This is a genomic window from Leclercia sp. GHBNCSD, from assembly GCF_055805075.1.
Map to the genome: position 1 here is coordinate 378,969 of NZ_JBQVYO010000001.1, position 26,045 is coordinate 405,013.

The 26,045-nt window shown below is 58.7% G+C and carries 27 protein-coding genes; 8 read left to right on the forward strand and 19 right to left on the reverse strand.

The window, feature by feature from the left end:
- The 3 genes from artQ (at position 1) to artJ (ending at position 2,290) form a co-directional block, all read left to right on the forward strand.
- Positions 1 to 717, forward strand: a complete 717-nt coding sequence (artQ, locus tag ACT3IC_RS01905; protein ID WP_156654181.1) for an arginine ABC transporter permease ArtQ — start codon at positions 1 to 3, stop codon at positions 715 to 717.
- Complete coding sequence (artM, locus tag ACT3IC_RS01910) at positions 717 to 1,385, forward strand: arginine ABC transporter permease ArtM (protein ID WP_039029540.1); 669 nt, start codon at positions 717 to 719, stop codon at positions 1,383 to 1,385. Before artQ ends, artM begins: the two co-directional genes overlap by 1 nt.
- A 173-nt stretch (positions 1,386 to 1,558) precedes the next feature.
- On the forward strand, positions 1,559 to 2,290 hold the full coding sequence (gene artJ, locus ACT3IC_RS01915) for an arginine ABC transporter substrate-binding protein ArtJ (protein ID WP_103823610.1): 732 nt from the start codon (positions 1,559 to 1,561) through the stop codon (positions 2,288 to 2,290).
- 147 nt (positions 2,291 to 2,437) lie between these two features.
- Here the strand turns inward: artJ and ACT3IC_RS01920 are convergent, their stop codons facing one another.
- The 11 genes from ACT3IC_RS01920 to nfsA all read right to left on the reverse strand — a co-directional run bounded on the left by ACT3IC_RS01920 (position 2,438) and on the right by nfsA (position 13,184).
- Positions 2,438 to 3,892, reverse strand: coding sequence for a sensor histidine kinase (locus tag ACT3IC_RS01920; RefSeq protein WP_159339229.1), 1,455 nt, complete (start codon positions 3,890 to 3,892; stop codon positions 2,438 to 2,440).
- Entirely contained in the window at positions 3,889 to 4,581 is a 693-nt protein-coding gene (locus tag ACT3IC_RS01925) for a response regulator transcription factor (protein WP_103178865.1), read from the reverse strand. Before ACT3IC_RS01925 ends, ACT3IC_RS01920 begins: the two co-directional genes overlap by 4 nt.
- Positions 4,582 to 4,738: 157 nt before the next feature.
- On the reverse strand, positions 4,739 to 5,866 hold the full coding sequence (rlmC, locus tag ACT3IC_RS01930; protein WP_156654179.1) for a 23S rRNA (uracil(747)-C(5))-methyltransferase RlmC: 1,128 nt from the start codon (positions 5,864 to 5,866) through the stop codon (positions 4,739 to 4,741).
- A 40-nt stretch (positions 5,867 to 5,906) separates the two neighbouring features.
- Positions 5,907 to 6,395, reverse strand: coding sequence for a YbjO family protein (locus ACT3IC_RS01935; RefSeq protein WP_103178863.1), 489 nt, complete (start codon positions 6,393 to 6,395; stop codon positions 5,907 to 5,909).
- A gap of 59 nt (positions 6,396 to 6,454) precedes the next feature.
- Positions 6,455 to 7,300, reverse strand: a complete 846-nt coding sequence (gene potI, locus ACT3IC_RS01940; RefSeq protein WP_103178862.1) for a putrescine ABC transporter permease PotI — start codon at positions 7,298 to 7,300, stop codon at positions 6,455 to 6,457.
- Positions 7,297 to 8,247: a putrescine ABC transporter permease PotH gene (gene potH / locus ACT3IC_RS01945; protein WP_103178861.1), complete on the reverse strand. Its 951-nt coding sequence runs from the start codon at positions 8,245 to 8,247 to the stop codon at positions 7,297 to 7,299. The genes potI and potH overlap by 4 nt, the downstream gene beginning before the upstream one ends.
- A gap of 9 nt (positions 8,248 to 8,256) precedes the next feature.
- Positions 8,257 to 9,390: a putrescine ABC transporter ATP-binding subunit PotG gene (potG, locus tag ACT3IC_RS01950; RefSeq protein WP_103178860.1), complete on the reverse strand. Its 1,134-nt coding sequence runs from the start codon at positions 9,388 to 9,390 to the stop codon at positions 8,257 to 8,259.
- 96 nt (positions 9,391 to 9,486) lie between these two features.
- Positions 9,487 to 10,599: a spermidine/putrescine ABC transporter substrate-binding protein PotF gene (potF, locus tag ACT3IC_RS01955; RefSeq protein WP_103178859.1), complete on the reverse strand. Its 1,113-nt coding sequence runs from the start codon at positions 10,597 to 10,599 to the stop codon at positions 9,487 to 9,489.
- 349 nt (positions 10,600 to 10,948) lie between these two features.
- Positions 10,949 to 11,425: a YbjN domain-containing protein gene (locus tag ACT3IC_RS01960; RefSeq protein ID WP_103178858.1), complete on the reverse strand. Its 477-nt coding sequence runs from the start codon at positions 11,423 to 11,425 to the stop codon at positions 10,949 to 10,951.
- A 61-nt stretch (positions 11,426 to 11,486) separates the two neighbouring features.
- Positions 11,487 to 12,389, reverse strand: coding sequence for a 30S ribosomal protein S6--L-glutamate ligase (gene rimK / locus ACT3IC_RS01965; protein WP_103178857.1), 903 nt, complete (start codon positions 12,387 to 12,389; stop codon positions 11,487 to 11,489).
- A gap of 72 nt (positions 12,390 to 12,461) precedes the next feature.
- Entirely contained in the window at positions 12,462 to 13,184 is a 723-nt protein-coding gene (nfsA, locus tag ACT3IC_RS01970) for an oxygen-insensitive NADPH nitroreductase (protein WP_103178856.1), read from the reverse strand.
- 181 nt (positions 13,185 to 13,365) lie between these two features.
- Here nfsA and ACT3IC_RS01975 point away from each other — a divergent pair, with 181 nt between their 5' ends.
- Positions 13,366 to 13,635, forward strand: a complete 270-nt coding sequence (locus ACT3IC_RS01975) for a GrxA family glutaredoxin (RefSeq protein ID WP_103178855.1) — start codon at positions 13,366 to 13,368, stop codon at positions 13,633 to 13,635.
- A 13-nt stretch (positions 13,636 to 13,648) separates the two neighbouring features.
- Here the strand turns inward: ACT3IC_RS01975 and ACT3IC_RS01980 are convergent, their stop codons facing one another.
- A complete protein-coding gene (locus ACT3IC_RS01980; RefSeq protein WP_103178854.1) occupies positions 13,649 to 14,038 on the reverse strand; it encodes an inner membrane protein YbjM in 390 nt (129 codons plus the stop codon).
- Positions 14,039 to 14,311: 273 nt separating this feature from the next.
- On the opposite strand from ACT3IC_RS01980, the gene ACT3IC_RS01985 reads away from it, so the two are divergent.
- On the forward strand, positions 14,312 to 15,997 hold the full coding sequence (locus ACT3IC_RS01985; RefSeq protein ID WP_103178853.1) for an aspartate:alanine antiporter: 1,686 nt from the start codon (positions 14,312 to 14,314) through the stop codon (positions 15,995 to 15,997).
- A 274-nt stretch (positions 15,998 to 16,271) separates the two neighbouring features.
- Positions 16,272 to 16,808, forward strand: coding sequence for a sterol desaturase family protein (locus ACT3IC_RS01990; RefSeq protein WP_103823447.1), 537 nt, complete (start codon positions 16,272 to 16,274; stop codon positions 16,806 to 16,808).
- Here the strand turns inward: ACT3IC_RS01990 and crtB are convergent.
- From crtB to ACT3IC_RS02025, 7 genes are all read right to left on the reverse strand, one after another.
- Positions 16,747 to 17,673 carry a 15-cis-phytoene synthase CrtB gene (crtB, locus tag ACT3IC_RS01995; protein WP_103178851.1) on the reverse strand — a complete coding sequence of 309 codons (927 nt, stop codon included), beginning with the start codon at positions 17,671 to 17,673 and terminating at the stop codon, positions 16,747 to 16,749. The two genes, ACT3IC_RS01990 and crtB, sit on opposite strands and share 62 nt — an antisense overlap.
- Positions 17,670 to 19,148 (reverse strand): phytoene desaturase, encoded by a 1,479-nt coding sequence (locus tag ACT3IC_RS02000; RefSeq protein ID WP_263951068.1) that lies wholly within the window; start codon positions 19,146 to 19,148, stop codon positions 17,670 to 17,672. The genes crtB and ACT3IC_RS02000 overlap by 4 nt, the downstream gene beginning before the upstream one ends.
- Positions 19,141 to 20,316 (reverse strand): lycopene beta-cyclase CrtY, encoded by a 1,176-nt coding sequence (crtY, locus tag ACT3IC_RS02005; RefSeq protein WP_103178849.1) that lies wholly within the window; start codon positions 20,314 to 20,316, stop codon positions 19,141 to 19,143. The genes ACT3IC_RS02000 and crtY overlap by 8 nt, the downstream gene beginning before the upstream one ends.
- Positions 20,316 to 21,344: a type 2 isopentenyl-diphosphate Delta-isomerase gene (fni, locus tag ACT3IC_RS02010; RefSeq protein ID WP_103178848.1), complete on the reverse strand. Its 1,029-nt coding sequence runs from the start codon at positions 21,342 to 21,344 to the stop codon at positions 20,316 to 20,318. The genes crtY and fni overlap by 1 nt, the downstream gene beginning before the upstream one ends.
- On the reverse strand, positions 21,341 to 22,261 hold the full coding sequence (locus ACT3IC_RS02015) for a polyprenyl synthetase family protein (RefSeq protein WP_103178847.1): 921 nt from the start codon (positions 22,259 to 22,261) through the stop codon (positions 21,341 to 21,343). The genes fni and ACT3IC_RS02015 overlap by 4 nt, the downstream gene beginning before the upstream one ends.
- A 210-nt stretch (positions 22,262 to 22,471) precedes the next feature.
- Positions 22,472 to 23,044, reverse strand: a complete 573-nt coding sequence (locus ACT3IC_RS02020) for a DUF2239 family protein (protein ID WP_473475995.1) — start codon at positions 23,042 to 23,044, stop codon at positions 22,472 to 22,474.
- A 211-nt stretch (positions 23,045 to 23,255) separates the two neighbouring features.
- Positions 23,256 to 23,804, reverse strand: coding sequence for a TetR/AcrR family transcriptional regulator (locus ACT3IC_RS02025; RefSeq protein ID WP_156654173.1), 549 nt, complete (start codon positions 23,802 to 23,804; stop codon positions 23,256 to 23,258).
- 81 nt (positions 23,805 to 23,885) lie between these two features.
- Here ACT3IC_RS02025 and ACT3IC_RS02030 point away from each other — a divergent pair, with 81 nt between their 5' ends.
- Positions 23,886 to 25,094 (forward strand): MFS transporter, encoded by a 1,209-nt coding sequence (locus ACT3IC_RS02030; protein ID WP_103178844.1) that lies wholly within the window; start codon positions 23,886 to 23,888, stop codon positions 25,092 to 25,094.
- Positions 25,094 to 25,906 (forward strand): Cof-type HAD-IIB family hydrolase, encoded by an 813-nt coding sequence (locus tag ACT3IC_RS02035; RefSeq protein ID WP_103178843.1) that lies wholly within the window; start codon positions 25,094 to 25,096, stop codon positions 25,904 to 25,906. The genes ACT3IC_RS02030 and ACT3IC_RS02035 overlap by 1 nt, the downstream gene beginning before the upstream one ends.
- Positions 25,907 to 26,045 lie beyond the last annotated feature (139 nt).

Here is a 26,045-nt window from a genome sequence, read left to right on the forward strand (position 1 = left end):
ATGAACGAAATTTTTCCATTAGCAAGCGCCGCCGGGATGACCGTCGGCCTTGCCGTTTGTGCGCTGATCATCGGCCTGGTGCTGGCGATGATCTTTGCCGTGTGGGAGTCGGCTAAGTGGCGACCTGTCGCCTGGGCCGGCTCAGCACTGGTGACCTTGCTGCGCGGCCTGCCGGAAATTCTGGTGGTGCTGTTTATTTACTTTGGCTCCTCGCAGCTGCTGCTGATGTTGTCGGACGGCTTTACGCTCAATCTGGGCGTGGTGCAGATCCCGATTCAGATGCAGATTGAAAACTTTGACGTCAGCCCGTTCCTGTGCGGTGTGATTGCCCTTTCCCTGCTCTACTCCGCCTATGCCTCGCAAACCCTGCGCGGCGCGCTGAAAGCGGTGCCGGTGGGACAGTGGGAGTCTGGTCAGGCGCTGGGGCTGTCGAAAACCGCCATTTTCTTCCGTCTGGTGATGCCGCAGATGTGGCGTCATGCCCTGCCGGGGCTCGGCAACCAGTGGCTGGTGCTGCTGAAAGACACCGCGCTGGTGAGCTTAATCAGCGTTAACGACCTGATGCTGCAGACCAAAAGCATTGCCACCCGTACTCAGGAGCCTTTTACCTGGTACATCGTGGCGGCGGCCATCTACCTGGTGATCACGTTGCTCAGTCAGTACATTCTCAAGCGTATTGATCTGCGTGCGACGCGTTTTGAACGGAGACCAGGCTGATGCTTGAGTATTTACCCGAACTGATGAAAGGGCTGCATACCAGCCTGACGCTGACGGTGGCCTCGATTATCGTGGCGCTAATCCTGGCGCTGATTTTTACCATCATCCTGACGCTCAAAACGCCGGTGCTGGTGTGGATTGTGCGTGGCTATATCACCCTGTTTACCGGCACGCCGCTGCTGGTGCAGATCTTCCTGATTTATTACGGCCCGGGCCAGTTCCCGACGCTGCAGGAATATCCGGTGCTGTGGCATCTGCTCTCGGAGCCGTGGCTCTGCGCCCTGCTCGCCCTCTCGCTGAACAGTGCCGCCTATACCACGCAGCTCTTCTACGGTGCGATCCGCGCCATTCCGGACGGCCAGTGGCAGTCCTGCGGCGCGCTGGGGATGAGCAAGAAAGATACGCTGGCGATCCTCCTGCCCTACGCCTTTAAACGCGCCCTCTCGTCATATTCCAACGAAGTGGTGCTGGTGTTCAAGAGTACGTCGCTGGCCTACACCATCACCCTGATGGAGGTGATGGGCCACGGACAGCTGCTGTACGGTCGGACCTACGATGTGATGGTGTTTGGCGCCGCAGGTATTATCTACCTCATCGTCAACGGCCTGCTGACGCTGCTGATGCGTCTGGTTGAACGCAGAGCCCTCGCCTTCGAACGCCGCAATTAAAACTGCATATGTTTGATTTAAGAAAGACGGTAAGCCCTTAAACCTTCCCGTCTTTTTTATTTCCCAATTAATATTTAATCATTTTTATTGCATACAAATTCATTAAGTGGCAATGTAACTCCCAGCCGCAGACACGGCACATAATGACAAGATTGACAGACGGGAGCTTCATCATGAAAAAGTTAGTTCTGGCCGCTTTACTCGCTACCTTCGCCGCAGGCGCCTCTGCTGCCGATAAAATCAACTTCGGTGTTTCTGCGACCTATCCACCGTTCGAATCACTGGATGCCAGCAACCAGATTGTCGGGTTTGATATCGACCTGGCGAAAGCGCTGTGCAAGCAGATGCAGGCCGAGTGCACCTTTACTAACCACGCCTTTGACAGCCTGATCCCGTCCCTGAAATTTAAAAAATATGACGCGGTGATCTCCGGCATGGATATCACGCCGGAACGTAGCAAGCAGGTCGCCTTCACCGAGCCGTACTATGCTAACTCCGCGGTGGTGATTGCCAAAAAAGGCCAGTACACCTCCTTTGAGCAGCTGAAAGGCAAGCGCATCGGCATGGAAAACGGCACCACGCACCAGAAATACCTCCAGGATAAGCACCCGGAAGTGAAAACCGTCGCCTATGACAGCTACCAGAATGCGATTATCGACCTGAAAAATGGCCGTATTGATGGCGTGTTTGGCGATACCGCGGTGGTGAACGAGTGGCTGAAGACCAACCCGCAGCTGGGTACCGCCACCGATAAAGTGACCGATCCGCAGTACTTCGGCACCGGCCTGGGCATCGCAGTTCGTCCGGATAACAAAGCCCTGGTAGAGAAACTGAACGGTGCCCTGAAAGCGATTAAAGCCGACGGCACGTATCAGAAAATCAGCGACCAGTGGTTCCCGCAGTAAGCCTGTTTTGCCGGGTGGCGCTAATGCTTACCCGGCCTGCGAATGGTGCTGTCTGATGCCCGGTGGCGGCTACGCCTTACCGGGCCTACGGATGGTGCGGTTTGTGGTTTTGTAGGCCGGGTCAGGCGAAGCCGCCACCCGGCGTTTTTATAACGGCACATAGAAGCGAAAACGCGCCCCTTTCGCCGCCTCCACCAGCCTGATCCCCCCGCCGTGCAGTTCCAGCATTCTTTTGACGATCAACAGCCCCAGCCCGCCGCGATTATCCCGCGACGCCTGCTGGCTCAGCGCTGAAGGCCGCATAAAGAGATCGGCGCGCAGGTGTTCATCCACCCCCGGTCCGCTGTCGTTGACTTCCACCTGCAATTGCTCGCCCTCCAGCCACACTTTCAGCCCGATCTCACCGCCCGGCGGCGTATGCCGGATGGCGTTATCCAGCAGATTGGTGACCACCCGCTCGATCATCGACAGATCGGCGTTGATCATCGGCAGCTGGCGCGGCACGTCGATATGCAGCCGCAGCTTGCGCGTCTCTACCGCCAGGTCAAACTTTTGCGCCACGTCGGAGATGAGCTCCCCGATAGCAAAGCGCTCGCGCTGGGGCTTGATGCTGCCGTGCTCAAGGCGCGCCAGCTCAAACAGCTGCTGCGACAGATGGCGCACTTTATGCCCCTGACGCAGGGCAATGGCGAGATAGTGCTGCGTCTCCTCTGCGGATAGCGTACCCGATTTCAGCGACAAAGTTTCCAGATAGCCCAGCAGCGCGGTCAGCGGGGTACGCAGATCGTGGGAGATATTGGCGATAAACTCCCGGCGCTGCCGGTCGCTGTCGGCCAGCTGATCCCACTGGCTGGCAATCTGCTGCGCCAGTTCGATAAAGGTGTTGCGCAGCAGGGCCACTTCATCAGAGGGCGCGGTCTGTATGGGCTGGGTGGCAAGCTGCTTGATGACGTGCATACTCTCGCGATCCAGGCCGCTCACCTCGTCGGTTAACTGCTTCACCGGCCGGGTCACCCAGTACCAGACCAGGCCGCCCGCCAGCGCGCCGAAAAGGGCCACCAGCAGCAGCGACCAGAGCACCGTGCTCCAGAGCGTTTTCTGCCATGCCTGTTCCGCCAGCGCATTCAGCTCTTCACCCTGCAAAATGATGTAGAGATAGCCGCGCAGCACGCCGTCCTGATGCAGCGGCACGGCGCTAAAGACCTTCTCTCCCGTCAGGCTGCGCGGGTCGTCGCCGTAGACCGGCATCATCCCGCCGCTCAGGAACTGCTGTACCGGCGCAACGGCGAGGCGCTGGCGTTTGATATGCCCCGGCGGCGCGGCATCGGCAAGGATCTGCCCGTCCGGGGAGAGGATGTAGAGTTCCACGCTGGGGTTGTAGGTCATCAGCCTGTCGAACAGCGGCTTGAGACGGGAGCGATCCACCTGCCCGTGTGCATCCAGCAGGGTTTCGCGCTGGGCAATGTGCTGCGCCAGCCCACCGGAGAGGCGCTGCACCATGGCGTTGCCATACTGCATGCTGGTCCAGAGCTGCACCGCGCAGGCCACCGCCGCACAGCCTGTCAGCAGGAGGATGAAGATCAGGGTGAGACGGCGGATCATAGCGGGCGTTCCGCAAACAGATAGCCTTTACCCCAGACGGTGCGTATGATCTCCGGCTCGGCGGCATCTTTCTCAATTTTTACCCGCAGACGATTGATATGGGTGTTGACGGTGTGCTCGTACCCTTCGTGCTGGTATCCCCACACCTGTTCGAGCAGGGCGAGCCGGGAGAAGACCTCGCCTGGATGGCGGGCAAAAAAGTAAAGTAAGTCGAACTCGCGCGGCGTCAGGTCAACCACCTCGCCGCGCAGCAGCACACTGCGGGCCAGCGGGTCGATGGTCAGGCCGTGGGCATTAATCAGCCCGGACGTTTGCTGCCCCATCGCCTGCTGACGACGGAACAGCGCCCGGATGCGCGCCACCAGCTCCTGCACCGAGAAGGGTTTAGCCAGATAGTCATCGGCCCCGGTTTCCAGGCCCAGAATACGCTCGGTTTCGCTGCTGCGGGCGCTGATGATAATCACCGGCAGGTAGTGGTCCCGGGCGCGGATCGTTCTACAGAGGGTCAGCCCGTCAACGTTGGGCAGCATCAGATCGAGGATCACCGCGTCCCAGTGAGGTTGCCCGAGCAGCTGCTGCGCCCTGCCCCCGTCCGCTTCATGGGTAATCACGTAACCTTCGTCTTCTAAATTGAGGCGCAGTAATGCGGCGATATCGCCGTCATCCTCCACCAGCAGGATGTGCTTCATCGGTCAGCCTTATTGAATCTTAACTGCTAAAGCTTACCCGATTTCCGGGGAGGGAAACGTTCACATTTTGTTTAAGATTGTCGCCGGGTGGCGGCTACGCCTTACCCGGCCTGGGAAACCGTAGGCCCGTGCAAGCGTAGCGCCGCCGGGCAAGGTCTCAGGATTTAACTAATAGCGTCAGCACTTCATAGTGCGCAGTGTGCGGGAACATATCGAACAGCTGCACCCGCGCAATCCGGTAACCGGGCAGGTCGCGAATGTCTTTCGCCATCGTCTGGGCGTTGCAGCTGGAGTAGATAATAAACTCTGGCGCCATCTGGCTCAGGTAGTCACACAGCGCCCTACCGATACCGCGGCGCGGCGGGTTTACCAGCACCAGCTCCGGCACGTTGCCCTGGCCGGTGGCAAACTGCGTCGAATCGAGCGCCTGGAAGTGCAGATTCGTCAGCCCCAGCTCCGCGGCGGACTGAGTGGCACAGGCGATCGCCTCGGCGGAGATCTCAATCCCGGTCAGCTGCATCTGCGGGGTGGCGCAGTGCAGGCCAAAGCCGCCGACGCCGCAGAAGAGATCCCACATATGGTTAACCGGCAGACCACGCACCCAGTCGCGTGCGGTGGCGTACAGCTCGCTTGCCACGGTCGGGTTGGTCTGGAAGAAGCTCTTCGGGCGGATCCACAGCGGCACGTCGTTAAAACGCTCTGCCAGCGCCTGAGCGTCGGTGAGGAAGATCTCCTCTTCCCCTTCCATGATCGCCATATGCACCGGCTGAATATTGGCGGTAATCACCTTCAGCTGCGGCAGCTGTTCCTGTAGCCACGGCAGCGCCGCGCGCAGCTGGGGTAGCTTGGCCTCTGAGCGCAGCACAAAGCGCAGCATCATCCCGCCATCAAGCTGGCTTTCGGTGAGCAGAATGTACTTTAACTCGCCGCGCTTGCGTTCCACGTTGTAGGGCGTCAGGCCCGCGCGGGCAATAAAGGGTTTCAGGGCGGCAAAGACCGGCGCGAACGAGGCCGGATAGAGCGGGCAGTCGGTCAGATCGACAGGGGTGCCGTCGCGGTGCAGCATGCCGAGCAGCGGTTTTTCGACGCTGCCGCTGACTACCATTTTGGCTTTATTGCGAAACGCCTGTTCCGGCCCGCTGACCGGCGCGCACCACTCCGCCACCGGCAGGCCAGAGAGCAGCGTCTGCAAATCGGTCATTTTGGCGGAAAGTTGTGAAGAGACCGGCTGCGCTATCCACTGACAGGAGCGACAGCGACCGGCATCATAGAGTGCGCACTGCATAACGAAACCTTAATACGTCTGGGGGCAGCGATTATACACGTTATTGCAGACGGAAAAACCGTCGGCTGGCCGCAGGCACAAACAGCAGGCCGAGCACCAGGATGTCGGGCAGTTTTTGCATCACCAGAGTGTGGAAAATCTCGCGCTTTGACTCGCCAGGGATGCTGAACAGCTCGGGATAGCCGTAACCCAGCGAGGCGGACCACAGATAGCCGGTGGCGGTGATCTGGGTCAGCAGGTAGATAATCCGCGCCCAGTTACGCCCTTTCACCAGCGAAAAGGCGCAGTAAATTTCGATAAAGACCAGCATCAGGCTGGCGAAAAAGACCAGCGTCAGGCTCCAGGTCTGTACGCTGCGGTGAACAAATTCGCTCAGCCCGCGCATCCCCAGCGTATTGAAAATCATAAACACATCGAGGCAGCGGATCATGATAATGGCGAGCGCCGCCACCTGCACCAGTGCAGGAACGTTCAGACGGGCATGCGAACGGCTTGTTTTCGTGAAAAATCCCAACGTGATGTCTTCCATGAAACGATGCCGCGATAACGCGGCATCTTAATTTCGCTTCTTTGCAGATTTTAGGAGCTTCAGCCGCGTCTTGCACGCTGGATATCGCGCTGACGCTGTTTTTCAGACCGCGCCATCAGATACCAGGCAATCAGCCCGATGATGCCAACCACGCCGAGAATCAGCGTCGCCAGGGCGTTGATCTCCGGGTTGACCCCCATGCGCACGCTGGAGAAGACCAGCATCGGCAGCGTGGTGGCCCCCGGCCCGGAGACAAAGCTGGCGATCACCAGGTCGTCCAGCGACAGGGTAAAGGCCAGCAGCCAGCCGGAGATCACTGCCGGCATGATCATCGGCAGGGTGATGATGAAGAAAACCTTCAGCGGCGTCGCCCCGAGATCCATCGCCGCCTCTTCAATGGAGTGGTCCAGCTCGCGCAGGCGCGAGGAGATGACCACCGCCACATAGGCGGTACAGAAGGTGACGTGGGCCAGCCAGATGGTGAGCATGCCGCGATCCGATGGCCAGCCGATGGCATGCCCCATGGCGACAAACAGCAGCAGCAGCGACAGGCCGGTGATGACATCGGGCATCACCAGCGGGGCAGTGATCATAAAGGCGAAGCCGTTGGCCCCGCGAAAACGACCAAAGCGCACCATCACCACCGCGGCAATCGTGCCCAGAATGGCCGCCATCGTCGCCGCGCAGGCGGCAATGGTCAGGCTCAGGCCCACGGCGCTCATCATCGCCTCGTCGCGGAACAGCTCACCGTACCAGCGCGTTGACCAGCCCGCCCACACCGTCACCAGCTTGGAGCTATTGAAGGAATAGATCACCAGCATCAGCATCGGCGCGTACAGGAAGGTAAAGCCGAGGACCAGGATCAGGATCCGCCACGGAGAGCGCACTACCGGTAAATTGTTCATCCGTGATCTCCCATCTGTTTCTGCTGGTACTTGTGGAACCACATGATCGGCACGATCAACAGCAGCAACATCACGATCGCCACCGCCGAGGCCACCGGCCAGTCGCGGTTATTAAAGAACTCCTGCCAGAGCACGCGGCCAATCATGATGCTGTCCGGGCCGCCGAGCAGTTCCGGGATCACAAACTCTCCCACCGCCGGGATAAACACCAGCATCGACCCGGCGATAATCCCACCTTTGGTCAGCGGCACTATCACGCTGAAGAAGGTTTTCATCGGACGGGCACCGAGATCCAGCGCCGCCTCCACCAGCGAGTAGTCGATGCGCGTCAGGGCGGTGTAGATAGGCAGCACCATAAACGGCAGATAGGCGTAGACAATGCCGATATAGACCGCCAGATTGGTGTGCAGAATGGTCAGCGGTTGATCGATAACCCCGAGCCAGAGCAGAACGTTATTCAGCACGCCGTTGTTTTTCAGGATCCCCATCCAGGCATAAACGCGGATCAAAAACGAGGTCCACGAGGGTAAAATCACCAGCAACAGCAGGATATTACGCGTTGAGGGCTTGCTGTGCGCCACCGCCCACGCCAGCGGATAGGCCAGCAGCAGACAGCAGATCGTCGAGATAGCCGCGACCTGCAACGACTGCAGATAGGCCTCAAAATAGAGCGGATCCTCGGTCAGTTGCAGGAAGTTGCCCAGGTTGAGCATGATCGACAGCTGACTGTCCCCCCACTCCAGCAGATCGCTGTAGGGTGGTATCGCCCGCGCCATCTCCGCCAGGCTGATTTTGAACACAATCAGGAACGGCAGCAGAAACAGCAGGATCAGCCACAGATAGGGCAGCGCGATTACCAGCTTACGCCCGTGGGCCATCTGCATACGGGTCAGCCAGCTGGTATCAATGCCCGCCGCTACGCGGGTCGCAGGTTCAGGTTTGTTCATCGCCCTTCCTTATACCGTCAGCACAACGCAGCTATCGGCTTCCCAGCACAGACGCACTTCGTCACCCCAGGTTGGCAACCCCTTGCGATAGCGGAAGGTGTTCTGCAATTGCGCACTGATCATCTGCCCGCTCTTCAGGCGGACATGGTAGATAGAGAGATCGCCGAGGTAGGCGATATGCACCACCTCCCCCACGGCAAAGTTGTAGCCATCCGCGGGCGCCTCTTCGCAGAGGGTGATTTTTTCCGGGCGCAGGGCCACGTAGACCGGCACGTTATCCACTACCGAGTTGTCCGCCGCCACTTTCAGGGGATGGATCAGCCCCGGTGAGTCAATCACCAGCCCGTCCTCTTCGCGGCTTTTCAGCAGCCCTTCAAATACGTTCATGGAGCCGATAAATTCGGCGCTGTAGCGGGTGGTCGGGTGCTCGTAAATCTCTTCCGGCTCGCCAATCTGCACGAACTTGCCGCGGTTCATGATGGCGATACGCCCGGCCATGGTCATCGCCTCTTCCTGGTCGTGGGTTACCATCACGCAGGTCACGCCCACGCGCTCGAGAATATCCACCACTTCCAGCTGCATACGGTCGCGCAGCTTTTTATCCAGCGCCCCCATCGGCTCATCGAGCAGCAGCAGCTTTGGCCGCTTCGCCAGGCTACGGGCCAGGGCCACGCGCTGACGCTGGCCGCCGGAGAGCTGGTGCGGCTTGCGCTTCGCAAACTCCTGCATGTGCACCAGGCTCAGCATTTCGGCCACGCGGGCGGTGATTTCCGCTTTTGGCAGTTTGTCCTGCTTCAGGCCAAAGGCGATGTTCTGCTCCACGGTCATGTGCGGAAAGAGGGCATAAGACTGGAACATCATATTGATCGGGCGCTGATAGGGCGGCACCCGGGAGAGGTCGACGCCATCCAGCATAATCTGCCCGGCGCTGGGCTGTTCAAACCCGGCGAGCATGCGCAGCAAGGTCGATTTCCCGCAGCCAGATGCGCCAAGCAGAGCAAAAATTTCACCTTTGTAGATAGTCAGGCTGACATCATCCACAGCATTCTGGCCATCAAAAGATTTGGTCAGGTTACGGATTTCCAGCAGCGGGGTCAGCGCTTTACGGGTTTTCGCCTGCGGGCGGGGGATCGCGTCGTTCACGGGGTGCTCTCCGGCATCAATCAAAATGGTGCAGGCGCACCAGAACGGTGCGCCTGTTGCCGGGGGCGCTACGCTTGCCCGGCCTACGACGAACGGTTATTTACCGCTTTTCACTTTCGTCCACGCCCGGGTACGGACGCGGTCAATTTTCGGCTCCTGCACGCTCAGGGTAAACATCTTGGCGCGCACCTCTGCCGGCGGGTAGATCCCCGGGTTATCACGCACTTCAGCGCTGACAAGTTTCGTGGCCTCTTTGTTGCCGTTGGCATAGAAGACGTGGTCAGAGATGTGGGCGATAACTTCCGGACGCAGCAGATAGTTCAGGAACTGATAGGCTTCCTCTTTGTTTTTTGCATCGGCTGGCATCGCGAAGACGTCAAAGAAGGCCATTGCCCCCTCTTTCGGGATTGAATAGGCGATATTCACGCCGTTTTTCGCCTCTTTCGCGCGGTTCGCCGCCTGCCACACGTCCCCTGCCCAACCGATGGCTACGCAGATATCGCCGTTTGCCAGATCGTTGATGTACTGGGAGGAGTGGAAGTAACGGATATTTGGACGCAGCTTCAGCAGCAGGTCGGTGGCCGGACCGGTGTAGTCATCCGCTTTGGTGCTGTTGGGATCTTTGCCGAGATAGTTCAGGACGGTGGCAAAAATCTCTTCAGGCGCATCAAGGAACGACACGCCGCAGCTTTTCAGCTTCTCGAGGTTCTCTGGCTTCAGCACCAGGTCCCAGCTGTTTACCGGCGCATCGGCACCCAGCACCTGTTTCACTTTCTCGACGTTATAGCCAATGCCGGTGGTGGCCCACATGTACGGCATGGCGTATTTATTGTCCGGATCGTGTTTGGCGATAAGCTTCAGCAGCTCAGGGTCGAGGTTTTTCCAGTCCGGCAGTTTGCTTTTATCCAGCGGCTGGAACACGCCCGCAGAGAGCTGACGTTCCAGGAAGCTGGCTGACGGTACGACCAGGTCAAAGCCGGTGCTGCCCGCCATCAGTTTGCCTTCCAGCACTTCGTTAGAATCGAAGACGTCATAGACGACTTTAATCCCGGTCTCTTTTTCAAAATTGGCCACCGTATCCGGGGCGATATAATCAGACCAGTTGTAGATATGCAGCGTTTTTTGCTCTGCCGCCAGCGAGCCTGCAGAGACCGCCATCAGCGCGCCCGCAACCAGACCCGATAACCATTTTTTATTTAAAGCGATCATAGCGTTAATCCTTCTGAAAGCACGTTAACAAACGCACTAAAAATGAACACTCTTAGCCTATGCAAGAAACGTGCATAATTTATCACTCCGCCTGTAGCAGAAGATGTTACTCAGGTGGCTGTATCTGCTCGCGTTTAACAGCATCGCAAGAATAAACTGTAGCTTGTCTCCGTAGCTATAGCTCAGATTAAAAAACGCCTTTTAACAATTTTTTATGCAAGAAGTATCTATGTGATAAGCCGAATTGGCGGGATGGCGGTGAATAATTCTTTAAAGAAAGGTTAAAGTCAGCAGAAAAACGGGTGTTATGCAGCCGCCACAACAGCGACTGCCTAAATGTCAGACAGCTTTAGTGCAGAAAATTGCCCGCAGATTCAGGCTGCTCAGCGCCCTCTTCGGCGTTGTAGAGCAGATGATGGGCGCTGGCTTCCAGCATCACCATAGAGATCTGCTCTTCGCTCTGCTGGATAAAGGCCGCGAACTGCGGGAAGGTCAGCCCAACGGACGCGGATAAAGACTGGCAAACCACCAGCTTTGGCAGATTATCATCCTGTATATCGAGAAATGCTTTTACCGTCAAAGAACTGGCATTGATGGCGGACAAATCCGATGCTAAGGCCAGCAGCGCCGAGGGTTTGACCTCCGCCAGCGCGGAGAAAAGAATGACGTCATTGATCAGATCGAGCTTGGCATCGAACACGCCGTCAAAGTTTTGCATGTGCGGCAGGTGCAGCGCCTGGCAGGTGTCGCATTCAAAAAAGCTGACGCCCATGTTGTCCAGCCAGTGGCGTAACGTATCAAGTGTCGGTACTACAAGTGAATCCATAACGGTGGAACCCCTTCAAAAAAATAGTGCCTGGCCCAGGCCACACGGCGCGGCAGGCCAGTTATCCGCCCGTTTTCAGGCAAAACTCCGGCGTGGCATGGCGTTCAATCCAGCCGATCATCTTCCCGGCGATATCAATCCCGGTGGTTTTCTCAATGCCTTCCAGCCCTGGCGAGGCGTTGACTTCCATCACCAGCGGCCCTCTGTCGGCGCGTAAGATATCGACCCCGGCAACGTCCAGCCCCAGGGTTCTGGCGGCCAGCAGGGCCATCTCCCGCTCGCGTGGGGTGATCTCCACCACCCGGGCTACGCCGCCCCGATGCAGGTTAGAGCGAAAATCGCCCTCTTTCGCCTGACGCTCGATGGACGCAACCACTTCATCGCCCACCACCAGGCAGCGAATATCGCGCCCTTTCGCCTCTTTAATGTACTCCTGCACCAGAATGTGCGCGTTCAGGCCGCGAAACGCATCCACCACGCTCTCTGCCGCCTGGCGGGTTTCGGCCAGTACCACGCCAATGCCCTGGGTGCCTTCAACCAGTTTAACCACCAATGGCGCGCCGCCGACCATCTCGATCAGATCGTGGGTGTCGTCGGGCGAATGGGCAATACCGGTGATCGGCAGGTCGATTCCCTGGCGGGCCAGCAGTTGCAGGGAGCGTAGTTTGTCACGCGCCCGGGTGATCGCCACGGATTCATTCAGCGGATAACTGCCGAGCAGCTCAAACTGGCGCAGCGCGGCGGTGCCATAAAAGGTGATAGCCGAGCCAATGCGCGGAATAACCGCGTCAAAATGCGGCAGCTGGCGCCCTTTATAGTGAATAGAAGATGCCGCCGGGCTGATATTCATATAGCAGGACAGCGGATCGAGGATTTCCACCAGATGGCCGCGCTGCTGCGCCGCTTCACGCAGGCGTTTACACGACCAGAGCGTTCCATCCCGGGACAATATGGCAATTTTCACCCTGCACCTCTCAGACATGATCTGGTAAAAGCCTGCGTATCATACACGCAGGCAGGCGCAGGATGAATGGACTTATCGCGTCGCCCAGCCCTGTTTGTGCAAATAGTCGAGAATAAACGGACGATTTTCTTTGATAATGGTGCGCCGGATATGGTCGCTCCAGGTGTCGCGGCGGTTATTGGTCGCGCGGCTGAGGTAGTAGTTCGCCAGCTCCTCGTCGTACTGCGCCAGCACCGCTTTATCGACCGGTTGGTAGTGGTTTTCATGCATCACCATCGCCGCAGGCAGGCGCGGCTTGACGTCCGGGTTATCCGCAGGCCAGCCCAGGCAGAGGCCAAACAGCGGCAGGACATGCTTCGGCAGCTGCAGCAGCTCGGTCACCGCCTCAATGCTGTTGCGGATGCCGCCAATGTAAACCCCACCCAGCCCCAGCGACTCCGCCGCGGTCATGGCGTTCTGCGCCAGCATTGCGGTATCCACCACGCCCAACAGGAGCTGCTCGGCGAGTCCCAGCTGTGCTTCGGGGCAAATTTGCAGATGGCGGTTGAAGTCGGCGCAGAAGACCCAGAATTCCGCCGCCTCGGCCACGTGCTTCTGCCCGCCGGTGAGGGTCACCAGCTGTTCACGCATCGCGGGATCGGTGATGCGGATGATGGAGCTGCACTGGAGGAAGCTGGAGCTGGAGGTTCCCTGCGCGCCGGCAAGAATGGCCTCACGCTGGGCATCGCTGATGGGTTGATCGGTAAAATGGCGAATGGAACGGTGGGAACGAAGCAGATCAATTACGGGCGTCATGCGGTCTCTCTGTACGGGCGTTAATGACAATATCGCCAGTATAGGCAAAGAAAAGGCGGCTGTAATTGGCGAAACATAGCCTGGAGGTATCAATGTAACAGGCAGAACCTGCTTTTCATTACCGATAGTTATCGGCAATATAGCGTCATTCGCCGTCAGGCTTCGTTTCAGGAGAGAGAACATGTTTGCAGTAATTTTTGGACGTCCAGGCTGCCCTTACTGTGTGCGCGCTAAAGATCTGGCAGAAAAACTGACCGCCGAGCGTGATGATTTTAACTACCGCTACGTAGACATTCATGCCGAAGGCATCACCAAAGCCGATCTGGAAAAAACCGTCGGTAAGCCGGTTGAAACCGTACCGCAGATCTTCCTCGATCAGACCCACATCGGCGGCTTTACCGATTTTGAAGCCTATGCCAAAGCACACCTCGGGCTGTTTGCTGCCCAGTAAGCCTTTCTCGCCCTCACTCTGAGGGCGTTTTTATTCTTGCCCGGCGGTTCTCCAGCGCCCGGCGCACGAACAGAAAGAACAGCGCCCCCAACGCACACCAGAAGACCCCACTTAACAGCCAGGCCATCTCCTGCACAATCGTGCGTGAAGGGATAAAGACCAGACGCATCACCACCAGACAGAGGGGCGCGGCGAGTATTGCGCCGAGCAGCGGCCGGATGACCTCTCCTCCGCGGGAGACAAAACTGGCGGCAGCACCGGGCAAGGTGAAGAACAATAATCCCAGCTCAGGACGCCCGGCGGCAATAAATGCCCCCCTTACGTTGAACGTCAGGCAGATGCACACGCCGGTGAAAAGTAAAAAACAGCAAGCCACCCCAAACCAGTTACGTTTAATATTCAAATCGTCCCCCTACAGCGCGGGCAAATTCATTTTTCGTCCACTGGACGCACAATCAGATGGTTTATATGGCATTCCATGCCTGAACGGCGCGTCGTTACGCAATCACGAGCAGATGTTGCTGTCTGTTATAAATAAAGTAATAGTTTGGTATTATTATTCGATATATATTATAGTGTGCGGCCGGGAGCCGCAGCGCTCCTCAACACCGGGAAAACAGTAGCCTAAATCACCTGTCCCTTCAACCACTTACTGGTAAACAAGAAGTTATCCTTCGTGAACATAAACGTCGCAGAATTGTTAAACGGGAATTACATCCTGCTATTATTTGTGGTACTGGCGCTGGGCCTGTGCCTGGGTAAATTACGCCTGGGATCAATCCAACTTGGTAATTCTATTGGCGTTTTAGTCGTCTCGTTATTATTAGGCCAGCAGCATTTCAGTATTAACACGGATGCCCTTAATCTGGGCTTTATGCTGTTTATTTTTTGCGTCGGTGTTGAAGCCGGACCTAACTTTTTTTCTATTTTCTTCCGCGACGGCAAAAATTACCTGATGCTGGCGCTGGTGATGGTCGGCAGCGCCCTGCTGATTGCGTTAGGCTTAGGCAAACTGTTTGGCTGGGATATCGGCCTGACGGCGGGCATGCTGGCCGGTTCGATGACCTCCACGCCGGTGCTGGTTGGCGCGGGAGATACGCTGCGCCATCTGGGGCTGGATAACGCCCAGCTCTCTATGGCGTTAGATCACCTCAGCCTCGGCTATGCCCTGACCTATCTGATTGGTCTGGTGAGCCTGATCGTGGGGGCTCGCTATCTGCCGAAGTTACAGCATCAGGATCTGCAGACCAGCGCCCAGCAAATCGCCCGCGAACGCGGTCTGGATACGGACAGCAAACGCAAAGTCTACCTCCCGGTGATCCGCGCCTACCGTGTCGGCCCGGAGCTGGTGGCCTGGGCAGACGGTAAAAACCTGCGCGAGCTGGGCATTTATCGCCAGACCGGCTGCTATATCGAACGCATCCGCCGTAACGGCATTCTGGCGAACCCGGACGGCGACGCGGTGTTGCAGATGGGGGACGATATCGCCCTGGTGGGTTATCCGGATGCGCACGCCCGTCTCGACCCGAGCTTCCGTAACGGCAAAGAGGTCTTCGACCGCGACCTGCTGGACATGCGCATCGTCACCGAAGAGATCGTGGTGAAAAACCACAACGCCGTGGGCCGCCGCCTGGGACAGCTTAAACTGACCGACCACGGCTGCTTCCTCAACCGGGTGATCCGCAGCCAGATCGAGATGCCTATCGATGACAACATCGTGCTGAACAAAGGCGACGTGTTGCAGGTGAGCGGCGACACGCGCCGCGTGAAGACCGTTGCCGACCGCATCGGCTTTATCTCCATTCACAGCCAGGTGACCGACCTGCTCGCCTTCTGCGCATTCTTTATCGTCGGCCTGATGATTGGGATGATCACCTTCCAGTTCAGCAATTTCAGCTTTGGCATCGGCAACGCTGCCGGCCTGCTGTTCGCCGGGATCATGCTCGGCTTCCTGCGCGCCAACCACCCTACCTTCGGCTATATCCCCCAGGGGGCGCTGAACATGGTGAAAGAGTTTGGCCTGATGGTGTTTATGGCGGGTGTCGGCTTAAGCGCAGGTAGCGGCATTGGCCACAGCCTGGGCGCGGTGGGCTGGCAGATGCTGGTGGCAGGGCTGATCGTCAGCCTGGTGCCGGTGGTGATCTGTTTCCTGTTCGGTGCCTACGTGCTGCGTATGAACCGCGCCATGCTGTTTGGCGCCATGATGGGGGCGCGAACCTGTGCGCCTGCGATGGAAATCATCAGCGATACCGCGCGCAGCAACATTCCGGCGCTGGGCTACGCGGGCACCTATGCCATCGCTAACGTATTGTTAACCCTCGCGGGGACGCTAATCATCATCATCTGGCCGGGTCTGGGATAAAAAATTTTTGCGCAATGACGAAAAAATTTTCGCTATGCGCAGAACTTTTCTGCCAGACGTCAGTCATAACTATTGCCACTGCTTTTCTTTGATGTCCCCAATTTGTGGAGCCCATCAACCCCGCCGTTTTGGTTCAAGGTTGATGGGTTTTTTGTTGCCTGAAACCCTGTACCAGCCCTTTCGCAAAGCCCTTTATTGCTTGCCCCCACCCTTGCTCCAAATAAGTGTTACGCTTAATCAGCCAGATCAATTTTCCCGAGCCCAAGGAGCCCCAATGCTCGCGTTGTACAACACCGTGATCGTGCTTTTAACCGTTGCCGCCATGGAACTCGTCGCCGCTCTTTCCCACAAGTACATCATGCACGGCTGGGGTTGGGGATGGCATGAATCGCACCACGAGCCGCGCACAGGCTGGTTTGAGGTGAACGATCTTTACGCCGTGGTATTCGCCGTGCTGGCGATTGTGCTGATTGCACTGGGAACGTGGGGCCTGTGGCCGCTGCAGTGGATTGGTGCCGGGATGACGGCCTACGGCGCGCTCTACTTTATGGTGCATGATGGGCTGGTGCATCAGCGCTGGCCGTTTCGCTATATCCCGCGCAAAGGTTATCTCAAGCGTCTCTATCTGGCGCACCGTCTGCACCATGCGGTGCGGGGCAAAGAGGACTGCGTCTCCTTTGGTTTTCTCTATGCCCCGCCGGTAGAAAAATTGCAGGCGACGTTACGCCAGCGCAAGGCGCGTCGCGCGGCTAGCGAGGGCGCTGCCAGAGCTGAGCCGGACGCGGCGACGGCGTCGCAAAACGAGAAGTAAGCGCCAGCAAGGCGCCTTTTAGCAGTAATCCCGATTTTTCCACCGAACTGGTGCCCTGTCGATTATCCCAGGCGCGGGCACCCGCCGCGCTCACCTTCACGCCAATTTCACGGTAGACCCCGTGCGCCGAGGCAATTGCCCATGCGGATCGCAGCGGTAGCCCGGCCAGACCTTGCCGGGCAGAGGCATAGTAAGGTTCGGCTTCGGCCACCAGCCTCTGGGCAATGCCCGCGAGGGGTTGGCGCATCTGGGGTGAGGTCATTGCCGCCGGGTCGATGTCCGCCTCCGCCAGCCACCGGGCCGGCAGATAGCAGCGACCAACCCGGGCATCCTCGACAATATCCCGGGCGATATTGGTCAGCTGAAACGCCAGGCCTAAATCGCAGGCGCGATCGAGCACCGCTTCATCACGGACGCCCATCACCCTCGCCATCATCAGCCCCACCACCCCCGCCACGCGATAGCAGTATTGCAGGGTGTCATCGAAGGTCTCGTAATGGGTCTCGCGCACGTCCATGGCAAAGCCATCCAGATGATCGTAAGCCAGCTGGAGCGGGATGTTGTGCCCTAGCGCCACCTCCTGAAAGGCGGCAAAGGCGGGTTCATGCATCTCGCCCCCCTCCCAGGCGCGCAGGGTCTGGCGTTTGAGCATCTCAAGACGCTGCTCTGCCGGGGTGAGCTCTACAGGAGTGACGTTAAACCCCAGCTCCTGCCCGTCGATCACGTCGTCGCAATAGCGGCACCAGGCGTAAAGCATCAGCACGCTGCGCCGGGTGGCGGGATCAAACAGCTTCGCGGCGGTGGCAAAACTTTTTGACCCCACGGCGATGGTGTCGGTGGCGTGATCCATCAGGGTTGTGTTCATCGGGAAAGCGCCTCCAGCATCAGTCCTGCCGTTGCTTTGGCCGAGCCGATCACCCCGGGAATACCGGCGCCTGGGTGGGTGCCCGCCCCGACCAGGTAGAGGTTGGGGATGCGGCTGTCGCGATTGTGCGGCCGGAACCAGGCGCTCTGGCGCAGGATCGGTTCCACCGAAAAGGCGGAGCCCAGATGCGCCCCAAGCTGGTCGCGAAAATCAAACGGGGTAAACATGCGGTGAGTCACCAGCTGGCTGCGCAGCCCTGGCATGTAGTGGGCTTCGAGATAGGCAAAAATCCTGTCGCGCAGGCGCGGCCCCTCAACGTTCCAGTCGAGATCCGCCGTCCCCAGATGCGGCACAGGCGCTAACACGTAGTAGCTGCCGCAGCCCGGCGGGGCCAGGGAGGGGTCGGTGACGCAGGGGGCATGCAGGTAGAGGGAAAAATCCTCCGCCAGGGCGTTTTTATTAAATATCTCGTCGATAAGCGCTTTATAGCGCGGCCCGAAACAGACGGTGTGGTGGGCCAGATCGTGCTGCTTGTTGAGGCCAAAATAGAGCACAAACAGGGAGTTACTCATCCGTTTGCGCTTAAGCGAGGCCGCGCGCGCCGCCCCTGTGGGATGATGTCCCAGCAGCTTTTCATAGGTATGCACCACGTCGGCATTGGAGGCCACCGCCGCGACAGGGATCGTCCGCCCATCTTTTAGCGTGACGGCGCTGATACGATCGCCGTCTGCCTGCAGCCGGGTCACCTCCGCATTCAACTGTAGCTCGCCGCCCAGATCCTGGTAGAGCTTCACCAGCCCCTGCACCAGCGCCCCGGTGCCGCCCCGGGCAAACCAGACGCCCCACTCCCGTTCAAGGGCGTGGATCAGGGTGTAAATGGACGAGGTGGCGAAGGGATTGCCCCCCACCAGCAGGGAATGAAACGAGAACGCCTGGCGCAACTGTTCGTTCTCGATAAAGCGGGAGACCATGCTGTAGACGCTGCGCCAGGCCTGAAGGCGGGTAAGCTGCGGCCCGGCGCGAAGCATGTCGCGAAAAGAGAGGAACGGCACCGTGCCAAGCTTGAGATAGCCCTCGTTAAACACCTCCCGCGAATAAGCGTGAAACTTGCGGTAGCCCTCTACATCGCGCGGGTTAAATCGTCTTATCTGCTCTTCCAGCCGGGTCTGCACGTTGTCGTAATCAAAGACTTCTCCCGTCTCCCAGCAGAGGCGATAGAACGGGGTCACCGGCAGCAGCTCGACATAATCGGCCATGCGTTTACCGGCCAGGGTAAAGAGCTCTTCGATGGCGCTGGGATCGGTTATCACCGTCGGCCCGGCGTCGAAGGTGAATCCCTCGTCGTGATAAACATAAGCGCGTCCGCCGGGCTTATCCCGCTGCTCCAGCAGAAGCGTGTTGATGCCCTGCGCCTGTAGCCGAATGGCCAGCGCTAATCCGCCAAAACCGGCGCCAATAATCACTGTTTTATTCATGGTGAAACGCTCGCATCCGGGGAGTGAGTTTCAGTATGGCGAGCATCGCTTCGCCGACGGGTACCGGGGGCTTGCCTGCCAGGATCCGCGCTTTATCGGCCAGAGTAATGTTTCCGGCGTAAAAGCGGGCAATCAGCCCTTCGTTAAGAGAGTAAAACCGCTGCATCACCTGCCAGCGCTTATCGGCATCCCCCGCCAGGAAGAGCATGCGGTTGAGGGAGCGGAAAAAGCGCTGCTCGCGCCACTGGCGCAGGGAGTAGCGATGGATAACGGAAAAAAGCGCGGCTGCGCTGCTATCCGCGCTTGCGGCAATAGCCTCGGCCAGCGCCACCGCGTGAGGCAGAGAATAGCCGGTGGTGGCATGAAACAGCCCGGCGCGCAGGCCGCTGCAGGGCTGTTTGTCTCGCCCCTGCCAGAAGGCCGGGAAATCGCCCGCCAGCATAATGGGGAGGTCGCCCTGCTCTTCGCGCTCAAGATGCGCCAGCGCCCAGCACTGCTCGCGGGCATAATCGGCGATGTTTTGCCGCGCAACGCCAGCATCCAGTCGGGCGGCGTCAACGTAGTGAGTATCTTCGATCAAGAGTTCGGTGGCGGAAAGCGGCAGCGTGTAGACAAAGCGATACCCGCCCTGCTGATTGACCGTGGCATCCATCAGGATGGGCCGGGTCAGGCCATGGGGCTCGCTCAGACGCCACTGCTGGCCGAGGAAAGACTGGCTGCCGGTAGTAAGATGCCTGTCCGCCATGTAGCCCCGACCATCAATGACCGCCCGGGCCTGGAGCGTGGTGCCGTCAGCAAGCGTCACCGACGTCGGGGTGAGCGCGGTGACTGCGACGCGGGTATGCAGATTGTCGCCGCAGGTCGCGGTCAACACCTCGGCAAAACGTTCGGAGGTGATGCTGAGATAGTCCCCGGCAAGGGTGCGGTTCAGGTCCGGAAAGCGGACGTCATACCCCTGCCAGCGGTGAGCTACCAGCGGGGCAACCCAGCGATGCTGTTCCGGAGTAATGTCGCCCTCGTGAAAAGACCAGGTGTGATTCCCGCCAGGCTTACTGTCAGCCTCAAGAAGCAGTACGCGCAGCGCCGGCTGTAGCTGTCGCAGGCGTAAGGCGATCAGCCCGTTGGCCAGTCCGCCGCCCGCTAAGATGATATCCCATGCTGGCGCCATTACGTTTGCGCCACCAGCGTGGCCTGACGCAGCTGGGCCAGGTTTGCACTGCCGGTGCAGAAGCAGGCGACGCGCAGCTGGTCGATAATCACCTGAAAATGGTCGATAACCGCCTCGCTGGAGGTTAACGCGCTTTGCAGCACGCCGGCCGCCTGCCCCACCAGGCTTGCGCCTAAGCGGATCGCTTTTGCCACCTCAATGCCGTTGGCGATCCCGCCTGAGGCCACCAGCGGCATATCGGGCAGCGCCTGATGCAGATCCTGGAGCGCCGTTGCGGTCGGGATCCCCCAGTCGGCAAAGGCCATCGCCACCGCCCGGTCGTGGGCATTAACGGCGCGTTCGCCCTCAACCGCCGCCCAGCTGGTGCCCCCGGCACCGGCGACATCCAGCATCGCCACACCTGCCGCGACCAGCTTGCGGGCCACCGGTACCGAAATCCCGTTGCCCACCTCTTTGACCACCACCGGCACATGCAGCGCCTCGACGGTGCGATGGATGGCATCGATGACGCCGCACCAGTTGCGATCCCCGCCGTGCTGCAGCGCCTCCTGCAGGGGGTTAAGGTGGATGATGAGCGCATCCGCCGCAAGGGTCTCGACGGCCCGTTTGGCATAATCCAGCCCCTGTGGTCCCGCGATTTGCGCCGCGCCGAGGTTCGCCATCAGCACAATGTCCGGGGCAACGGCTCGGAGTTCGCGCGTCAGGCCATACCTGGCGTCACTCTCCAGCGCCACGCGCTGGGAGCCCACCCCCATCGCCAGCCCCAGCGTCTGGGCGGCGGTGGCAAGGTGTTGGTTAATCTGGCTCGCCCGGCGGGTGCCGCCGGTCATGGAGCTTATCAGCAGCGGCGCGTTCAGGGTTCGGCCAAACAGCGGGGTCGAGAGGTCAATCTCATCAAGATGCAGTTCGGGCAGTGCGCAATGCCCGAAGCGCCATTTTTCAAAGCCGCTGGTACACTTTTTTACGCCGGGCGTGCTGTTAAGGACGATATCGAGATGATCGCTTTTACGTTGCGACAGGCTGCTCATTGACACTCCGACAGGGATAATGACAGGCTCTGGCTGATAAGCGTCAGCTGTTTTTCAAACCAGATGTGAACATAGTAGCGGGCGGTATTTCCCGGCTGACAGGCGGTAGCAATATGCTGATCGGCGCTGCGCACGTGCTCGCGCAGCCGCAGGAAGACACTCTCTGCCCCGAGCACGGCAACCAGCGTCGATTTGTCTTTATCCTGATGCGGATCTTTGCCGTTGGCACTGGAGCCATCGGTCAGGTCATCAATCAGCTGAAAGGCCTGGCCAAGATCGCGGGCAAAAAAGCGCAACCGTTCGCTGACCGGAGGTGGCGCGTCGGCCGCAATCGCCGCCAGTTGCAGGGTGGCGTTAAACAGGCTGCTGGTTTTCAGCTCATTGGTCAGGAGGATCTCATCGGTGTTTCGGTTCTGGCGAGCCTCATTGAGATCGCGGAATTGTCCCTGCACCAGCCCCATATGCCCCACGGAGGCAGAGAGCTCAGCAATCGCCCGCGCTTTTGCCTCGTGGGTCAGCGAAGGCGTGCGGGAGATGACGCAAAAAGCGTGACTGAGCAGCGCCACCGCCGCCAGAATCGCCACGTGTTCGCCATACTGGTAGTGAACCGTAGGCCGCCCGCGGCGGAGCGTAGCGTTGTCCATGCAGGGCATGTCATCCAGGATCAGGGAGGCGACATGGACCATCTCAATGGCGCAGGCCAGATCGAGAATGCCCGTCGGCTCTGTTTTGTAGCCCATATCCCGCGCCGCCAGCAGCAGCAACAGAGGGCGCATGCGCTTGCCCGCGACAAGCGTGGCATCGCGCATGGCCGCATAGACCTGCCCTTCCTGCTCTCCCGCAGGCAAAAGTTGTTCGAGACGTTGCTCAAACGCAGACAGCAGCATTTTCACATCATCTTCATGACTGTGGGTCATAGTGGCTTCCCCGGTGTTATGGTGGCGACGTCCGCAGAAGAGGTAGAAACGCTTGCCGCAGGCTGGTTTACAAAGCGTAGCGTATCCTTCTGCGTTTTGTTGTCTGACGAAAAAAGAGAAAGCAGTAGTGGATTTTAATATTATTAAAATCAATAAATTATAGTAATACCAAAGAAGCAAATTGCACAAAAATTTACACTTGTAGAGATTTTAGGCGTCCTGGTTCGCTTCTTCTTTGCTAAAGGCTAACCGTAGCGCGTACTCGCGCACATCCTGCGGCCAGTTTGCGATAGTGGCCGTAAACGTGGCTTCATCGTCAGCAAACAGCGCGCGCATGCTGGCCTCGTAGCCAGGAAGATCCCCGGCAATTTCGTACATAAAGTGATAGGCGCGGTCGTGGCGCTGGCGCTTGTTATCCACCGGTTTAGCGCTTTTCCTCGCCTGATCGATAAGCCTGCGCAGGGTGGCGGAAGCGCCGCCGGGCTGGGTAGCCAGCCAATCCCAGTGTCGGGGCAGCAGGGTGACCTCTTTTGCCGACACGCCCAGTTTTGGTCGTCCACGGGTTTTCACCGCGGTGCTTTCCGCCAGCTCCGGGTAGACCGCCAGGGTGCTGGCAATATCTGCATGAAGATGAATATCGAGGCGCTTGCCGCTGCGATCGTTAAAGATGAAAACGGTTTCACGACCGATGTTAGCGGATTGTAACTGCTGCATCAGTTCGCTCAGGGTTCCGTGCGCAATCTCCTGCTGCCGCCAGAAGGCGGTAAGGGTGATAGCGGGCATGTGCTTGCCTTTTTATCCGGGTAAAAATATAAGCGTAGGCTGACAATAAGAATGGTGCCAATTTTACCCGGGTAAAATTTATTATGCCCGTTTAGCCTGATATGATGCCATCGATTTGTGGATAAATTTTCAACACTATTTCTGGCACAATGTTACGTAAAAGTAAAATCACTATCTGCGTTTGCGGCAAAGGCTGTTGCTGACCTGACGCTTATCCCCCCTCCCCCGCAATCCGCCCTACCATCGCCCTTAACTCTTCTCGTGAAAGCGGCTGCCGGTCGGTAACAAAATGCAGCGTCATCCCTTCGATAAACGCATCCAGCGCACGGGCGGTGACCGGATCAAACCACTGCTCCAGCGTCGTCTGGCTGGTTTTCATCCAGTCCTGCATCACGGTTTTTAACGACGGGCTGCGGTTCATAAAGGCATAAAGCTGGTACATCAGCTCCATATTGTGCGGCGTGGTGACCTGGGAGCTGTGAATCAGAGTGGTAATCGACTCGCAGGCCATCTCCGGCCCCGTCACCCCGGCAAAAAACTCGCGGTATTGCACCGACATCTGCTGCGTAAACCAGGTGAAGGCTTCCTCAAGCAGCGCGTCCATTCCGGCGAAATAGTAGGTCATCGACCCCAGCGGCACCCCGGCGCAGCTGGCGATTTTGCGGTGGGTGACGGCGTTCAGGCCGTGTTCGGCGATGGTGTCCAGGGTGGCCTGCAATATCCGTTCCCGCCGTTGCGGATCGTTGGGTCGTCTGTTCATTTTTACCTCAGCGAATTTATGTACAAATGTACACAAACTTGCTAGTGTTGTCTCCTGTGTTGTCCCTCTGGTACAGAAATCATGACCGACATCTCATCGCGCAAAAAGCTGCAACGCCGCCTGTGGGCGCTGTTTATGTTCTTCTTTATCCCCGGCCTGTTGATGGCCTCCTGGGCCACACGTACCCCCGCCATTCGCGACATTTTGTCGGTCTCGACGGCGGAAATGGGCATCGTGCTATTTGGCCTGTCGATAGGCTCGATGAGCGGCATTCTCTGCTCCGCCTGGCTGGTTAAGCGCTTCGGCACGCGGACCGTGATCCGCACCACCATGTGCTGCGCGATTCTCGGTATGATGATGCTCAGCGCTGCGCTATGGTTTGCCTCCCCGCTGGCGTTTGCCCTCGGGCTGACCGTCTTTGGCGGCAGTTTTGGCGCGGCAGAGGTGGCGATCAACGTCGAAGGCGCCACTATCGAGCAGGAGATGAACAAAACCGTACTGCCGATGATGCACGGCTTTTACAGCCTCGGTACCCTGGCAGGCGCCGGTATCGGCATGGCTCTGACCGCCTCCGGTATCGCCGCCACGACCCATACTTTGCTGGCGGCGCTGGTCTGTATCGCCCCGGTTCTGCTGGGGATCACCGCCATCCCGGACGGCAACGGCAAGAACCAGGCCGGTGAGAGCAAAAAGGGTGAGAAAGGCGTGCCGTTTTATCGCGATATGCAGCTGATGCTGATTGGCGTGGTGGTGCTGGCGATGGCCTTTGCCGAAGGTTCTGCAAACGACTGGCTGCCGCTGCTGATGGTGGACGGCCACGGATTCAGCCCCACCTCCGGCTCGCTGATTTACGCCGGGTTTACGCTCGGTATGACCGTCGGTCGCTTTACCGGCGGCTGGTTTATCGACCGCTACAGCCGCGTGACGGTGGTCCGCGCCAGCGCCCTGCTGGGCGGGCTGGGTATTGCATTGATTATTTTTGTTGATGTCGACTGGGTGGCCGGCGTGTCGGTGATCCTGTGGGGACTTGGCGCTTCGCTCGGCTTCCCGCTCACCATCTCGGCAGCCAGCGATACCGGCCCGGATGCGCCAGGGCGCGTCAGCGTGGTCGCCACCACCGGCTATCTCGCCTTCCTGGTGGGCCCGCCGCTGCTGGGCTTCCTCGGGGAACATTATGGCTTACGCAGCGCCATGATGGTGGTACTGGGCTTAGTGATCATTGCCGCCCTGGTCGCCCGGGCAGTCGCTAAACCGGCGTCGCAGAGTGAATCTGTCATGGAGAATGGATAATGAGCGTTAAGATGATTGCGGTTGATATGGATGGCACCTTCCTGAACGATGCGAAGGAGTACAATCGCGCGCGCTTTCTGCGCCAGTATGCGCAAATGAAGGAGCGTGGCATACGGTTTGTGGTCGCCAGCGGTAACCAGTACTACCAGCTGATCTCCTTTTTCCCGGAGATAGCCGATGAGATCGCCTTCGTCGCTGAAAACGGCGGCTGGGTGGTAAATGCCGGAGAAGATGTTTATAACGGCGAGCTGACCCAGGCGCAGTTCGCCACCGTCGCAGAGTTTCTCTGTTCCATCCCGGAAGTGGAAGTGATCGCCTGCGGGAAAGGCAGCGCCTATACCCTCAAGCACTATGGCGAAGCGTTCCACGACGTTGCCGCGAAATATTATCACCGCCTGGAAAAGGTGGATAACTTCGACAACTTTAACGATATCTTCTTTAAATTCGGGCTGAATCTGCCGGATGAGGCGATCCCGCGCATCCAGGAGATGATCCACGACAAACTGAGCGATATTATGGTGCCGGTGACCACCGGCTACGGCAATATCGACCTTATCCTGCCGGGGATCCACAAGGCCAACGGCCTGCGTCTGCTTCAGGAACTGTGGGGCATTGATGATAGCGAAGTGGTCGCCTTCGGCGACAGCGGTAACGACGTGGAGATGCTGAGCCAGGCCGGGTTTAGTTTTGCCATGGCCAACGCCCGGGATCACATCAAAGCGATCGCCCGCTATGAGGCGCCGCACAATAATGAAGAAGGGGTGCTGGAGATTATCGACCGCGTCCTGAACCGCGAGGCGCCGTTCAGCTAAGGCCATGCCCGGCGGCGCGTTGCTTGCACGGGCCTGCGACTTTGTAGGCCGGGTAAGCGCAGCGCCACCCGGCAAAAATGCGAGCACAGTGCCTATGCCCGGCGGCGCTTCGCTTGCGCAGGCCTACGGGTTCGCAGGT